Origin of the sequence: Phenylobacterium immobile (ATCC 35973) (genome assembly GCF_001375595.1) — a bacterium.
GTDB lineage: Bacteria > Pseudomonadota > Alphaproteobacteria > Caulobacterales > Caulobacteraceae > Phenylobacterium > Phenylobacterium immobile.
In genome coordinates, this window is record NZ_CVJQ01000001.1 from 862,248 (window position 1) to 875,712 (window position 13,465).

15 protein-coding genes are annotated in these 13,465 nt (G+C 68.8%); 12 read left to right on the forward strand and 3 right to left on the reverse strand.

Features of this window, described 5'->3' with window-relative positions; all coding sequences use genetic code 11:
* Positions 1–38: 38 nt before the first annotated feature.
* The gene (locus BN1313_RS04355; RefSeq protein WP_245620089.1) at positions 39–1,610 is read right to left on the reverse strand and encodes a PAS domain-containing sensor histidine kinase; all 1,572 of its coding nucleotides are present in this window, start codon (positions 1,608–1,610) and stop codon (positions 39–41) included.
* Positions 1,611–1,760: 150 nt separating this feature from the next.
* Between BN1313_RS04355 and BN1313_RS04360 the strand changes: the two genes are divergently transcribed.
* The 12 genes from BN1313_RS04360 to tilS all read left to right on the forward strand — a co-directional run bounded on the left by BN1313_RS04360 (position 1,761) and on the right by tilS (position 11,492).
* A complete protein-coding gene (locus BN1313_RS04360) occupies positions 1,761–2,654 on the forward strand; it encodes an RcnB family protein (protein WP_176695884.1) in 894 nt (297 codons plus the stop codon).
* Between the two features lie 86 nt (positions 2,655–2,740).
* Positions 2,741–3,259, forward strand: a complete 519-nt coding sequence (gene ruvC / locus BN1313_RS04365; protein WP_091736972.1) for a crossover junction endodeoxyribonuclease RuvC — start codon at positions 2,741–2,743, stop codon at positions 3,257–3,259.
* Entirely contained in the window at positions 3,256–3,873 is a 618-nt protein-coding gene (gene ruvA, locus BN1313_RS04370; RefSeq protein ID WP_091736978.1) for a Holliday junction branch migration protein RuvA, read from the forward strand. Before ruvC ends, ruvA begins: the two co-directional genes overlap by 4 nt.
* A complete protein-coding gene (ruvB, locus tag BN1313_RS04375; RefSeq protein ID WP_091736980.1) occupies positions 3,870–4,910 on the forward strand; it encodes a Holliday junction branch migration DNA helicase RuvB in 1,041 nt (346 codons plus the stop codon). The genes ruvA and ruvB overlap by 4 nt, the downstream gene beginning before the upstream one ends.
* Positions 4,907–5,371 (forward strand): tol-pal system-associated acyl-CoA thioesterase, encoded by a 465-nt coding sequence (gene ybgC / locus BN1313_RS04380; protein WP_091736984.1) that lies wholly within the window; start codon positions 4,907–4,909, stop codon positions 5,369–5,371. Before ruvB ends, ybgC begins: the two co-directional genes overlap by 4 nt.
* Positions 5,372–5,465: 94 nt before the next feature.
* Positions 5,466–6,161, forward strand: a complete 696-nt coding sequence (gene tolQ, locus BN1313_RS04385) for a protein TolQ (RefSeq protein ID WP_091736987.1) — start codon at positions 5,466–5,468, stop codon at positions 6,159–6,161.
* Between the two features lie 3 nt (positions 6,162–6,164).
* Positions 6,165–6,662 carry an ExbD/TolR family protein gene (locus tag BN1313_RS04390; protein ID WP_091736990.1) on the forward strand — a complete coding sequence of 166 codons (498 nt, stop codon included), beginning with the start codon at positions 6,165–6,167 and terminating at the stop codon, positions 6,660–6,662.
* The gene (locus tag BN1313_RS04395; RefSeq protein ID WP_091736992.1) at positions 6,659–7,456 is read left to right on the forward strand and encodes a hypothetical protein; all 798 of its coding nucleotides are present in this window, start codon (positions 6,659–6,661) and stop codon (positions 7,454–7,456) included. Before BN1313_RS04390 ends, BN1313_RS04395 begins: the two co-directional genes overlap by 4 nt.
* Before the next feature lie 23 nt (positions 7,457–7,479).
* Positions 7,480–8,778 carry a Tol-Pal system beta propeller repeat protein TolB gene (tolB, locus tag BN1313_RS04400; protein WP_091742310.1) on the forward strand — a complete coding sequence of 433 codons (1,299 nt, stop codon included), beginning with the start codon at positions 7,480–7,482 and terminating at the stop codon, positions 8,776–8,778.
* Between the two features lie 103 nt (positions 8,779–8,881).
* Positions 8,882–9,421, forward strand: coding sequence for an OmpA family protein (locus tag BN1313_RS04405; RefSeq protein WP_091736996.1), 540 nt, complete (start codon positions 8,882–8,884; stop codon positions 9,419–9,421).
* 2 nt (positions 9,422–9,423) lie between these two features.
* Complete coding sequence (gene ybgF, locus BN1313_RS04410) at positions 9,424–10,275, forward strand: tol-pal system protein YbgF (protein WP_091742312.1); 852 nt, start codon at positions 9,424–9,426, stop codon at positions 10,273–10,275.
* Entirely contained in the window at positions 10,266–11,492 is a 1,227-nt protein-coding gene (gene tilS, locus BN1313_RS04415) for a tRNA lysidine(34) synthetase TilS (protein ID WP_245620090.1), read from the forward strand. Before ybgF ends, tilS begins: the two co-directional genes overlap by 10 nt.
* Here the strand turns inward: tilS and BN1313_RS04420 are convergent.
* Both BN1313_RS04420 and BN1313_RS04425 read right to left on the reverse strand, forming a co-directional pair.
* A complete protein-coding gene (locus BN1313_RS04420; RefSeq protein ID WP_176695885.1) occupies positions 11,489–12,349 on the reverse strand; it encodes an alpha/beta hydrolase in 861 nt (286 codons plus the stop codon). The genes tilS and BN1313_RS04420 overlap by 4 nt on opposite strands.
* A gap of 40 nt (positions 12,350–12,389) precedes the next feature.
* Complete coding sequence (locus tag BN1313_RS04425) at positions 12,390–13,286, reverse strand: M23 family metallopeptidase (RefSeq protein ID WP_091737005.1); 897 nt, start codon at positions 13,284–13,286, stop codon at positions 12,390–12,392.
* Between the last annotated feature and the right edge of the window lie 179 nt (positions 13,287–13,465).

Consider the following 13,465-nt stretch of genomic DNA (forward strand, 5'->3'; position numbering starts at 1 on the left):
CCAGGGCGATCGCGCGCAAGGTTTGGCGATTTTTGCGTTCAGGCGGCTTCGGCGGCCTGGGGCTTCAGGGCGCGGGCCATGGCCGCGGCGAGATCGGCCATGCCGAAGGGCTTGGCCAGCCGGACCAGGCGATCGTCGGTTTCCACAGGCAATTCTGCGTAACCGGTCGCCAGGATGATCGGCAGTCCGGGCCAGTCGCCCTGGATCGCCTGGGCTAGTTGGGCGCCGGTGGTCTTGGGCATGGCGTAGTCGGTGATCACCAGGTCGACCTCATGGCTGGCCAGAAGGTCCAGCGCCTCGCGGGCGGAATAGGCGGCGAGAACCTTGTGTCCCAACTCCTCCAGCATCGCCTGGGTGTTCATCAGCACCAGGCCATCGTCGTCCACCGCCAGGATCGTCAGGCCGGCGCACGCGGCCATGGGCGCTGCGGCGGCGGTCTCGACGGGAGCGGCGGCGATGGTCGCTTGCGGTAGCCACAGCTCGACTGTGGCGCCTTGGCCAGGCGCGCTGTGCAAGACCATACGTCCGCCGCACTGCTCAACCAGGCCATGCACCATGGAGAGGCCAAGACCCGTCCCTTTGCCGACACCCTTGGTTGTGTAGAATGGCTCCATGGCGCGTTCGACCGTCGCGGCGTCCATGCCGTGACCATTATCGACGACCGAAAGGCGGACATAATCACCCGGTGTCAGGCCGGCGCTTGAAAGCGCCGGACCTACCGCCTGGCTGGTCGCGCCGATGACGATGCGACCGCCGTCGGGCATGGCGTCGCGGGCGTTCAGGGCCAGATTGAGGATCGCCGCCTCGAGGTGCACAGGGTCGGTCTTGAGCGGCGGCAGCGCCTCGGGAATCTCAATCTCAAGCGAGATGCCGTGTCCCAACGACTGGCTGAGCAGCCCGCTCATGCCACGGACCAGTGCGCCGAGATCGACGGCGGAGACGCTCAGATCCTGCTTGCGAGCGAAGGCCAGCATACGCTGCGTGAGCGCCGCGCCGCGCTGTGCGCCCTGGATGGCGTTGTCGATCAATGGCGTGATGCGCGGATCAGTGGGCAGGCGGCGCCGCACCAGCTCCAGGCTGCCGAGGATCGCCATCAAGAGGTTGTTGAAGTCGTGCGCGACACCGCCGGTCAACTGCCCGATGGCGTCCAGCTTCTGCGACTGGAAGAGCGCCAGTCGCGCCTCTTCGAGCGCGTCTTGGGCCGCCTTTCGGTCGCTGACGTCACGGGTGATCTTGGCGAAGCCGATGACTTCGTCGCCGTCGCCGCGAATTGGGTCGATGACGACGTGGGCCCAGAAGCGGCTGCCGTCCTTGCGGACCCGCCAGCCCTCCTTCTCAAAACGCCCCTCGGTTGCGGCGGTGCGCAGCGCGAGTGCGGGCAGACCACTGTCGCGATCCTCCATGGTGTAGAAGCAGGAGAAGTGCTGGCCGATGATCTCGTCGGCGGTGTAGCCCTTGAATCTCTGGGCGCCGGCGTTCCAGCTGGAGACCCGTCCGACAGCGTCCAGCATGTAGATGGCGTAGTCGGTGATGGCGTCCATCAGCAGCCGATACCGGCCGTCTTCGTCTTCCGCGCGCAATGCGACGGTCTTGCGATCGATGTCCGCCATACGGTCCCCGCCTGAACGCGATAACGCCCTAAGGTTCAATAGGTTGCCTGCTGGCGGGCTGCCAGTTTTGTTCAACCCGAGTTCATCCGGAAAGCCGCATTGATGCATTCAAGAGCCGCGCAACCCGCGTGGCGACAGGAGCTAACCCTAATGAAGCGCATGCCGATCAAGCGCGTGCTCTTGGCGACAGCCGGCGTCCTGCTGAGCGTCGCCCCCATAGCTGCGGTCCCCGCCTTCGCTCAAGAAGGCCGCCAACGTCCGGAGCGTCAACAGGAACGCGGCCAACAAGGCCGCCAGCAGCAGGATCGTGTCCAGCAGGAGCGCGGCCCCAATCGCGCTCAGCAAAACCCTGGCCAGGGCGGATGGCACACCGACCGGGCCGACACACCCCGGGCTGAGGCCCAAGCACGCCCGGAAGGCGAGGCGCGTCCGGCAAATCAAGCGCAGCCGCAACGCCCGCCGCAAGCGCCGCGGCAGGCGGGTGACAACAATGGCCGCGGCTATCGGCCTGGTGACAATCGCCGCGTCTGGGCCGACCAGCCGCAGTCGAATGCGCCGCGCCAGGTCCAGCCCCAGAGGCAAGATCCGCGCATCGACCGTGGTCCTGCGGAGCGCCGTAATGACCCTCGTTGGAGCGACCGCGGCGCCCGCCAAGTCGACCCGCGTCGCGATGATCGCCGCTATGACGACCGTCGCTATGACAATCGTCAGGGCGACCGTCGCTGGGATGATCGGGGCTACGACAACAACCGGCGTTGGTCGCAGAACGGCTATTTTGGCTACGGGCCGCGCTGGAATGCGCCGCAACGCTATCGCTTGCCGGCCTACCGTCCGCCGATCGGCTTCGGCTTCCGCGCCTGGTCGTTCGGTCAGATCCTGCCTCAGGTCTATTACTCGGACAGCTATGTGCTGAATGACTTCTGGAACTACGGTCTGCCTGAGCCGCCTCCGGGGACCTTCTGGGTCCGCTCGGGCGCCGACGCCCTGTTGGTCGAGCAAGGCAGCGGCTACATCATCGAGGTCGCCGCAAACCTTTTCTGGTGACCTGAGACCTTCGGACGGGCGGCGCTAAGCGTCGTCCCGTCCACCTTTCCGCAAGCATTTGGCGCGCCTATGCTCGCGAACAGACAATGAACGCGCCGATTCGACCCCTTCGCATCCTCGGGCTTGATCCGGGCCTGCGCCACACCGGCTGGGGCGTGGTGGCGGTCGATGGCGCGCGCCTCAGCCATATCGCCCACGGGGTTGTGTCGCCCCCCGACAAGGCGGCGTTCGCCGACCGGCTGCTGGCGCTTTTCGAGGGGCTGGAAGCCGTGATCGCCGCGCACCGTCCGGACGAAGCCGCGGTCGAGGAGACCTTCGTCAATTCGAACGCCGCATCCTCGCTGAAGCTCGGTCACGCGCGCGCCTGCGCCCTGCTGGCGCCGGCCCGCGCTGGACTGCCGGTCGCTGAATATGCGGCCCGCCTGGTGAAGAAATCAGTGGTGGGCGCCGGCGGGGCTGACAAGGCCCAGGTCGCCTTCATGATCCAACGCCTTCTACCGACGGCCGGCGCCGTGACCGCCGACGCCGCTGACGCGTTGGCGGTTGCCATCGCCCACGCTCACGGCCGCAAGGCGCGCGCCTTCGCAGCGAGCCTGCCGCGATGATTGGCCGTCTGCGCGGCCTCGTGGCTGAGATCGGCGAGGACGAAGCCATGATCGATGTCGCTGGCGTGGGGTACGTTGTCCGCTGCGGCGCGCGCACGCTATCGCGTCTGCCGGCCGCCGGCGAAGAAGCTCTGCTGCATGTCGAAACCCAATGGGGCGAGCAGACCGGCATGACGCTCTACGGATTTCTCACGCGCGACGAGCGACGGACGTTCCTGGCGCTCAAGGCGATTCAGGGCGTGGGGCCCAAGGCGGCGCTGGCGGTGCTCGATGTCCTACCGCCCGCTGAACTCGCGCAAGCCGTCGCCCGTCAGGACAAGGCCCTCGTCGCCCGCGCCCAGGGCGTGGGGCCGAAGCTCGCCCTACGCATCGTCGTGGAGCTGAAGGATAAGCCGCTGACGGCCGGACCCGCCGCCTTCGCGCCCATCGATATGGGTTCACCGGCGGCGGCGGCGGCGCCTAGCGCCGCTGGCGAGGCGGTCGCCGCCCTTATGAGCCTGGGCGTCGCCGAGGTGAACGCGCGCCGCGTGATCGATCAGGCGGTGATGCGCCTGGGTGAAGACGCCGAGATCGCCGTCCTGATCAAGGCCGGCCTGCAGGAGCTGGGGCGTTGAGCGAGGGTCGGTTGGTATCGGGCGAAGGCGGCTATGAGCCCTCCGATCGCGCGCTACGCCCGCAAACGCTTAGCGAATTCGTCGGTCAGGAGCCACTGAAGGCAAATCTCACAGTCTTCATCGACGCCGCTCGCGGTCGCGGCGAAGCCTTGGACCATGTACTGTTGTTCGGTCCTCCCGGCCTCGGCAAGACGACGCTGGCGCAGATCGTCGCCCGCGAGCTGGGCGTGAACTTCCGCGCCACCTCTGGACCGGTTCTGGCCAAGGCCGGCGACCTGGCGGCGATCCTGACCAACCTTGAGCCCAACGACGTCCTGTTCATTGATGAGATCCACCGCTTGCCGGCGCAGGTGGAGGAGATCCTCTATCCGGCGATGGAGGATCACGTCCTCGATCTGGTGATCGGCGAGGGTCCGGCGGCGCGCTCCGTGCGGATCGATCTGTCGCCCTTCACCCTGGTGGCGGCGACGACGCGGGCCGGCCTATTGGCGACGCCGCTGCGCGACCGCTTCGGCATTCCGCTCCGGCTGGAGTTCTACACGGCGAAGGAATTGGCCCACGTTCTACTGCAGGCTGCGCGAAAGCTTGGGCTGGACCTCTCGGCCGACGGCGCGGCCGAGATCGCCGCCCGCTCCCGGGGCACCCCGCGGGTCGCTGGCCGCCTGTTGCGCCGCGTCCGTGATTTCGCCGCCGCCGACGGGTCCACGGTGGTGGACAGGACGGCTGCCGCCCGGGCGCTCGCTCGCCTCGACGTCGACCAGGAGGGCCTGGATTCGCTGGACCGCCGCTACCTGCGGGCGCTGATCGAGAACTACGCGGGCGGGCCAGCGGGCGTCGAGACGCTTGCCTACGCCATCGCCGAGGCGCGGGACGCCGTCGAAGATGTGATCGAGCCGTTCCTGATGCAGCAAGGCTTCATCCAACGCACACCGCGCGGCCGGGTGGCCTGCGCCAAGGCCTACGCGCACCTGGGCTTGCCGACGCCCGCTGGCGGGCCGCCGCTGATCGCTGATCTCTTCGACCAGGCCGGCGAATGAACGAGCCGTCGTCCGGCTGGCTGGAAGGGCGCGAGCACGTCCTGGGCGTGCGCATCTATTACGAAGACACCGACCTTTCCGGCCTCGTCTACCACGCCAACTACCTGCGCTACTTCGAGCGCGGGCGAAGCAATTTCCTCCGCCTCGCCGGCGTGGATCACACTCGGCTCCTGAACCTCGCCGACCCTATGGCTTTCGCCATCACCCGGCTGGAGATCAACTACCGCCGCGCCGCCCGCATCGACGACGCCTTGATGGTGCGCACCCGCTACGACGCGCTCAAGGGAGCGCGCCTGGTGATCGCCCAAAGGATCCTGCGTGGCGAAGAGCTGATCTGCGAGGCCCGCATCGAGGCCGCCTGCATCGATCTGGGCGGCCGGGCCAAGCGCCCGCCGCGAGACCTCGTCGCCGCGATCGCGCCGTTCTTCGCGCCATCGGGCGCTACGGACGCCGGTTCATAAGCAAGCCGTAACCGCTGTCGCGCTAAGCCTGCCTTATGTTCGCCTAACCGATTCAGCAAAGCTCACGCTGATTCGCGCATAGCCTGAGGACTGCATGGACGCCGCTGTCACCCCGGACATGTTTTCGCCGATCGCCCTTTTCATGCGCGCCGACTGGGTCGTGAAGATGGTGATGATCGGTCTCGCCTTCGCCTCCCTGTGGTCATGGGCGATCATCATCGAAAAGACCGTGCGCTTCGGGTCTGTGAACCGCGAGGCCAACCGATTTGAAGATCAGGTCGCCTCCGGCCGCAGCCTCGAAGACGTGGCGACCGAGGCCGGCGAGCGGCCGACCCACGCACTTCCGCGCATGTTGCAGGGGGCTCTGAAGGAATGGCGCGAGGCCCGCGCCCGCGGCATCGCCTCCGACAGCCAGGCCGGTTTCCTGATTCAGCGGATCGACCGCCTGCTGGACACTATCATCGCCCGCGAGACCGCACGGGTGGAGGAGGGCCTGGGCGCTTTGGCCATCGTGGCGACGGCCTCGCCGTTCATCGGCCTGTTCGGCACGGTCTGGGGCATCATGCACGCGTTCCAGGCCATCGCCGTGCAGAAGAACACCAACCTCGCGGTCGTGGCCCCGGCCATCGCCGAAGCCTTGTTCGCTACAGCCATCGGCCTGGTGGCGGCCATCCCCGCCTACATTTTCTACAACGCCTTCTCGACCAAGGCCGGCAAGTACGGCGCGCGCCTGGAAGGCTTCGCCGACGACCTGTCGACGGCGATCCAGCGCCGCGTCGCCGAGCGGTAGGCCATGGCGCTTTCGTCCAACGACGCTTTCGCCGCATCGGGCGGGTCGCGGCGGCGCCGGCGCAGCCGCAAGGGCGCGCTGTCGGAGATCAACGTCACGCCGCTGGTCGATGTGATGCTGGTGCTGCTGATCATCTTCATGATCTCAGCGCCGCTTCTGACGGTGGGCGTCGAGGTGGAGCTGCCGAAGACCGAGGCCGGCGCCATGGAGGACCAGTCCAAGCCGATCAACGTTTCGATCCGCGCGGACGGTTCGATCTTCGTCCAGGAGGACGCGGTCGCCTTCACTGGACTGGCGCCGCGCCTGCGCGAGATGGCGGGCGAGGAGTCCAAGACGCCGATCTATGTCAGGGCCGACGGCCGAGCATCCTATTCGGTGGTGGCCCAGGTGATGGCGGCGTTATCGAGTTCGGGATTCACAACGATCAACCTCATCACCGACACCGGCGGACCGTCGTCGGGCGCTCGCGCCCAAGCCTCAGCGGAGGCGCCGGACCAGTGAGTCGGCGGAGCGAATTCTCGCCTGCGCTCATCGCCTCGTTCGCCCTGCATGCGAGCGTGATGCTGGCTCTTTTGTTTCTGGCGCGCCTCCCCCGCGATCTGCAGCTCGGCGCCTCGGTGCCCGTGAATCTCGTCGCCAATGGCCCAACCACCGACCTTGCGCCGGCCGTCGAGGCGCCGGAAGAGGCGCCGGCGCAGACCGAAGACCCCGTACCCGAAGCGCCGACGCCGCCGGCCGCCCCGGTTCCCGCGCCGCAGCCTAAGCCTGTTCCGCCGAAGCCGGCGCCGCCGAAGCCCACGCCTGCGCCCACGCCTGCGCCGCGGCCTGCGCCGACGCCGAAGCCCGTGCCCGCCAAGCCTGCGCCCAAGCCGCAGAAGACCCTGGATCTCGACGCCCTGGCCGCCAGCCTGGGGGGCCGCACGTCGTCGGCGCAACGTGGGCCTTCTCGGCCTCAGACCGCCCAGCAGGCCAGGCCGGACCTCGGCTCCGGCGCCGTCGCCGCGGCGGTATCGGGGATGGGCGAGGAGATTCAGCGGCGCTGGAATCCCAACTGCAACGTCGAAGGCGGCCGTGACGTGCGCCTGCGCGTCAATTTTCAGCTCGGCATGGCCGGCCAAGTCGTCGGAACGCCCACTGTCCAGGTCCTGAGCGCACCCGGCCCCGTCGCCGAGGCGGCCAAGGATCGCGCGGTGCGTGCGCTCTATGCGGCCTCGCCGTTCCGCAGCGTGCCGCGCGACCTTTACGGGCAGAGCTTCAACATTAACTTCGCGGCTCAGAAGGCGTGCGACTACTGATGACGACCAACCGGAGCCCCGCCATGGCGATCAAGTCCCTGCTGCTCGCGCTGTGCGCGGCCTTCGCGCTCGGCGGTCTCGCCGCCCAACCGGCCGCGGCGGCCATCGAGGTCAATGTCAACCGCGGCGACGTCCAGCCGCTGCCGATCGCCATCCCGGCATTTGGCGGCGGCCAGCTGGGGTCCGATATCGCGGGCGTCATCAGCGCGAACCTGCAGCGCTCGGGCCTGTTTCGGCCTATCGACCCGGCGAGCTTCGTCGAGCGTGACCTGAACGCCGCCATCCAGCCGCAGTTCGCCTCATGGAAATCGATCAACGCCCAAGCTCTGGTCAACGGCCAGGTGACGGTCGAGGGCGGTCGCGTCCGGGTCGACTTCCGCTTGTGGGACGTCTTCTCCGAACAGCAGCTTCTGGGTCTGCAATTCACGGCCAGTCAGGAGAACTGGCGTCGCGTCGCCCATAAGATCTCCGACGCCGTCTATGAGCGATTGACCGGGGAGAAAGGCTATTTCGACACCCGCGTGGTGTTCGTCGCTGAAAGCGGCGGCCGCGACAGCAAGGCCAAGCGGCTGGCGATTATGGACCAGGACGGGGCGAACCCCAGTTACCTGACCGATGGCTCTTCCACCGTACTGTCGCCAAGGTTCTCGTCGAACAGCCAGGAGATCACCTACATGTCGCTCCGGGCGGATGGCTCGAGCGTCTATCTGTTCAATCTGGAGACGGGCCGCCGGGAATCCCTGGGCGCCTTCCAAGGGATGGTTTTCGCGCCCCGCTTTTCGCCAGATGGGGGCCGCGTGGCGTTCTCAGTGGAGCGGGCGGGCAATAGCGACGTCTATGTGATGAACCTGAAGAGCGGCGCGTCGAACCGGATCACGACAGATCCCGCCATCGACACCTCGCCGTCCTTCTCGCCCGATGGGTCGCGCATCGTCTTCAACTCTGACCGGGGCGGTAATCCGCAGCTCTATGTGATGGGCGCCGACGGCTCGGCGCCGCGGCGCATCTCCTACGGCGACGGCCGCTATTTCACGCCCGTCTGGAGCCCGACCGGCGAATTTATCGCCTTCACCAAGCAGTCCGGCGGCGAGTTTTCCATCGGCGTCATGCGCGCCGATGGCTCGGATGAGCGCATCCTGACGTCGGGCAACATGGACGAGGGGCCGACCTGGGCGCCCAACGGCCGCGTCCTGATGTTCGGCCGCTCGGCGCGCGGCGGAGCGTCGCGGCTGTGGAGCGTGGACGTCACTGGGCGCATTCTGCAACCGACGCCTTATCCGGGTGCAGCATCGGACCCGGCGTGGTCGCCGTTACTCAACTGAACTTGACCACACGGCGAGAATATTTCCCTTTAAAAGAACTGCGACGCTCCGTCGCGTTGAAGCTTCGAAGTTTTTTATAACCCAGCCATAAAGGAGGCCTTCGATGGTCCAGACCTTCACCCCCAGGCAGGCGATCCGCCTGGCCGTGATCGCCGGCGCCGCCTTGTCGATCGCCGCCTGCGCCTCGCGTCCCAAGCCGACATTCGAAACCACCCCGCCGCCGCCCGCCGGCCCGGCTGGTCCCGCGACCACCCCGCCGCCGCCGCCGGTCTCGTCTTCGGTCCTGCCGGGTTCGGAGCGTGACTTCGTCATCAACGCCGGCGAGCGGGTCTACTTCGACTTTGATTCCTATTCGGTCCGCGCCGACGCCACGCCGATTCTCGAAGCCCAGGCCGCCTGGCTGCGCCGCTATCCGGCGGTGATGATCCGCATCGAAGGCAACTGCGACGAGATGGGCACCCGCGAGTACAATCTGGCGCTGGGCGCACGCCGCGCCAATGCGGTGCGCGAGTTCCTGGTCGCCCGTGGTGTCTCGGCCAGCCGGATCGCCACCGTCTCCTACGGCAAGGAGAAGCCGATCAGCGACGACGACAACCAGAACCGTAACAGCCGCACCGCTCTGATCAGCGGCGCGCGGATGTAATGATGCGGGCTCCCGCCTCCCTCCGCAGATTTGGTCCGACCACCGTCGCGATCGCCTGCCTGCTGATCGCCATTCCGGCGGCGTCTCAGACGTCGCTGGATGATCCGCTGGATGCGCGCGACGCCAAGCGCCTGGACCGGATGGAGAAGGTGATGCGCGAGCTCCGCGCCATTGTCTTCCAGAGCCAGCGCCAGTCGGGCGTGCCCATCGTCGTCCAGCCGGCCGACACCGACGCGCGCCTGCAAGGGATCTCCGATCGCCTTGGTGATCTGGAGCAGACCCTGACGCGGCTCAATGGGACGATGGAAGCGCTGACCCGGGACCTGGACCTGACGCGCCGAGACAATGTCGCGCTGAAGGCCCAGGTCGCGGACCTCGCAACGCGGCTGACAGCGCTAGAGGCTTCGGGAGCGCCTGCGCCCGCGGCGGGCGATGCCTATGGCGCGCCGCCAGCGCCCCCACCGGGCGTCGACCCCGCCGAAGCCTTCTCGGCGGCCCGTCAGCTTATGCTCAATGGCGATTACGACGGCGCCGAGCGGGCGTTCGCCGCTTACGTCGCCGACTATCCGGATGGCCCGCGCACACCTGAGGCGCGCTACTGGCTGGGCAAGACCCTCACTGTGCGCGGCGAAGACACCGCCGCCGCCGGCGCCTACATCGGCGCCATCCGTGGCTGGCCGCAGACCGCCTGGGCGCCCGACGCCACGGTGGAACTGGCCCGCGCCTTGGTGGCGCTCCGCAAGCCCGCCGACGCCTGTCAGACGCTGGGCGAACTTGGCCGTCGCTACCCAAAGGCGCCTGTCGCCGTGAAGAACCGCGCCGCCGCCACCGCCGCCCAGGCCCGTTGCGGCTGACCGCTGGCGGGCTCGTGGAGCGGGCTTCAGCCCGGCTTGACGAGCGGCTCTCCACGACAAGCTCTCGTCCCTTTGCGCTCGCTCTGTCTGGCGGCGGCGATTCCACCGCGCTGGCCCTGATCGCCGCTGCGTGGGCGAGGCGGGTTGGCCGCAAGCTGCTGATCCTCAATGTCGATCATCGCCTACAGCCGGCCAGTGCGGACTGGACGCGGGCTTGCGCGGCGTTCGCGCAGCGTCTCGGCGCCGATTTCGAAGCGCTCGTCTGGGATGGGCCAAAGCCGCAGACGGGCCTGCCGGCTGCGGCCCGGACCGCGCGGCACCGGCTGCTCGCCGATGCGGCGCGCGCCGCGGGGGCTCGCATTTTGCTGCTGGGCCATACCGCCGACGATGTCCTGGAAGCCCAGCTCATGCGCGCGGCTGGCTCGACGACGCCAGACCCCAGGCCCTGGTCGCCGTCGCCAGCTTGGCCAGAGGGTCGGGGGTTGCATATCCTACGACCCCTGTTGGACGCTGGGCGGGAGGCGGTTCGCGATTTCCTGCGCGGAGAGGGCGAAGCCTGGATCGACGATCCCGCGAACCTCGACCTCAGTTACGCGAGGCCGCGCGCGCGGGCGGCGCCCGCCGTCCACGTCGTGGGCGCGACACCGGTGACGCCGGAAACCCCGCCGGCCTTTGCGGTCGACCGGGCCGGTGTCGTCATCCTGGCGCGCGCCCAGATCGACGCGGCTTTCCTGGCGCGGGCTGTCGTCTGCGCCGGCGGCGGCGCCCGCCTGCCGTCGCGCGCGCGCCTGTCGGCCTTAGCGGCGCGCTTGGCCGGCGACGACGCCGTGACGGCGACCCTCGCTGGCGCTTCGGTGGTCGCCGCGGGCGAAAGCGTTCAGATCTTGCGCGAGCCCGGCGAGTCGGCTCGCGGCGGCCTTGCGCCCGTCCGCATCGAGGCCCGCGCCGTCGCCGTCTGGGACGGTCGCTTCGAGATCCACGCTGGCGCCGAAGCCGTCGAGGTTCGCGGCCTGGGCGGCGCATCAACCGCGCTGACGCGGGCGGAGCGTGAGACTCTGCGCGCCTGGTCGCCTCGGGCCCGCCGAGGCCTTCCGTTGATCAGTGTCGATAACGCCGCCGGCTCCCTCCTTGCGCCGCCGCCCGGTGTCACGGTGCGGGAACTGGTGGGCGAGCGCCTGAGCGCGGCTTGCGGCCTGGTTGAGCGCGAAGCCGACTAGGCCTTAGCCAGCACGTGCTCGATCCCGCGGACGATGGCGTCGGCGTAGCAAGGGCCGAGCAGGCTGGCGTGGCTCGCCGCCGAGACATGCTCGACGTAGCCGTGGGTCGATGCCTCCGCCGGTCGGGCCTGGATGGTCTTGAGCCAGGCGCGGGGACCATCGACCGGTCCGGCGGCGACCACGGCGATCGGCAGGCGGGTGTCGAAATCAGCGGCGGCCGCGGCCTTGGAGGTCGCCGGCCATTCGACGACCTCGGCCGCCGCGCCGATGGCGTGGCTGCCCGTACCGTAGATGCGGCGCTTGTCGGCGGAAGCTTCGGGATCAAGGCCGATCAGGTCGCCGGCCAGCTTGGCGTAAAGCCGCATGGCGCCCGCTTTGGCGGCGAGCGTCACCCACCGCATGGCGCGAACATAGGTGAGCACGAACTTCGCGCCGCCGGGATCGTCGAGGATCGCCGGGGTGACCGCGTCGACCAGCACGACGCCCAGGGTCCGTTCCGGCCAAGCAAGGGCTTCCAGGCGCACCATCAGCCCGCCCATGGAATGCCCGGCCAGCAGCAGCGGACCGCTCTCGTCCAGCGCCCTCAGCAGACGCTCCAGATCATCGACGATCGCCTCGCCATCGCGTGGCGCGGGGCCGGGATCTGAGTCGCCAAGGCCGGCGCGATCATAGGCCAGGCTGCGGATTCCCTTGGCGGCGAGTTGGGCCTGGACCACCGCCCAGTCAGAGGCGCAGCCGAAGGCGCCGTGCTCTAGGATACACAGCGGGCCATCGGCGGGGCCGGCGCGGACGATGCGCAAACCTCGGCCGCCGATGTCGACGGTTGAGCCGCGGCGGGGAGCTTCAGGGGCGGGCATGGCTGCCAGATGGGGCGCCGATGGCCGCGCGTCCAGCGGCTCAGAGCTGAAGTGTCGCCTTCGGTCGGCCGTCAGCGCCGGTGGAGACCACGAAGTCGGGGATCGCCGGTTTGCCGGCCTCCGGTCCCTTGGGTCGGAAGCCAAGCACCGGAGCCGTGCCGACCGGTTCGGCCTCCGCCGCAACGGCCTCGCGTGCGGCGGCGAGGTTGGCGGCCTGACCATCGCGGCGGATGAACCGGGCTTGCGTCACCTGCATCTTGCCCGTCGGGATGCGCGAGACGTGGGCGATGCGGACGCCATTGGGCACGCGGCGGGCGAGCGCCAGAGGCAGCTCGTCGGCGGTGGCGAAGGCCCGCCCGATGAAGGCGTCTGGGTTCATGGGGCGGTCCTGGGCGTCGCGGATTTCGAAGTGCAGGTGGGGGCCGGTCGAGGTCCCGCTTGAGCCAACCTGGCCTACCGTCGATCCGGCCTTTAGCGCTACGCCGGAGCGGACGCCCGGCGCGATGCGGCCCATGTGGGCGTAGAGCGTGGTCAGGCCCTCAGCGTGGCGCACCTCGGCGAAACGGCCGTAGGTCGAGCTTTCGCCGGCGCGTACAATGACGCCGTCGGCGGCCAGGCGGATCCGCTCACCGCTCGGCGCCGGGATGTCGACGCCGGCGTGAAGGCGGCCCGACGCCTCCCAGGGCATCTGACGCAATCCGAAGGGCGAGGCGATCTCCTCGCCGGGAAGGGGATCCTGGAACGCGATCAGGGTGGTCTGGGCGGGCTGGGCCTTGGCCTCGACAGTCTGTATCGGACGCGGCGTGGGCGGAGCCTGGCGGGCAGGCAGGGCGGCGTGGGCCACGGTCAGGGCGCACAGGGCCACGACCGCGCCGGCGGCGGCGTCGATCAGTCCATGGGTCGCACGCTCGCCGAGCGCGATGGCCGAAATCGTCACGGGTGAAATCCCCCAATATTACCGAGCTGGCCGCGCCGGGGTCCGCGCCTGTCTTCGAGCAGGTTGCGGAGCGCGTTCAGGTCATCCCGAAGTGAGGCGGGTTATTGACCAACCATCTAGGCGAAAATCAGGCGTCTGTCGCGCAGCGATTGCCGGCGTTGCTAAACGGGGCCTTGGAA

Excerpts from the sequence above, each read along its gene's own strand:
- BN1313_RS04355 (WP_245620089.1), bottom strand. The coding sequence starts at position 1,610 with ATGGCGGACATCGATCGCAAGACCGTCGCATTGCGCGCGGAAGACGAA.
- BN1313_RS04360 (WP_176695884.1), top strand. The coding sequence starts at position 1,761 with ATGAAGCGCATGCCGATCAAGCGCGTGCTCTTGGCGACAGCCGGCGTC.
- ruvC (WP_091736972.1), top strand. The coding sequence starts at position 2,741 with ATGAACGCGCCGATTCGACCCCTTCGCATCCTCGGGCTTGATCCGGGC.
- ruvA (WP_091736978.1), top strand. The coding sequence starts at position 3,256 with ATGATTGGCCGTCTGCGCGGCCTCGTGGCTGAGATCGGCGAGGACGAA.
- ybgC (WP_091736984.1), top strand. The coding sequence starts at position 4,907 with ATGAACGAGCCGTCGTCCGGCTGGCTGGAAGGGCGCGAGCACGTCCTG.
- tolQ (WP_091736987.1), top strand. The coding sequence starts at position 5,466 with ATGGACGCCGCTGTCACCCCGGACATGTTTTCGCCGATCGCCCTTTTC.
- BN1313_RS04390 (WP_091736990.1), top strand. The coding sequence starts at position 6,165 with ATGGCGCTTTCGTCCAACGACGCTTTCGCCGCATCGGGCGGGTCGCGG.
- tolB (WP_091742310.1), top strand. The coding sequence starts at position 7,480 with ATGGCGATCAAGTCCCTGCTGCTCGCGCTGTGCGCGGCCTTCGCGCTC.
- BN1313_RS04405 (WP_091736996.1), top strand. The coding sequence starts at position 8,882 with ATGGTCCAGACCTTCACCCCCAGGCAGGCGATCCGCCTGGCCGTGATC.
- ybgF (WP_091742312.1), top strand. The coding sequence starts at position 9,424 with ATGCGGGCTCCCGCCTCCCTCCGCAGATTTGGTCCGACCACCGTCGCG.
- BN1313_RS04420 (WP_176695885.1), bottom strand. The coding sequence starts at position 12,349 with ATGCCCGCCCCTGAAGCTCCCCGCCGCGGCTCAACCGTCGACATCGGC.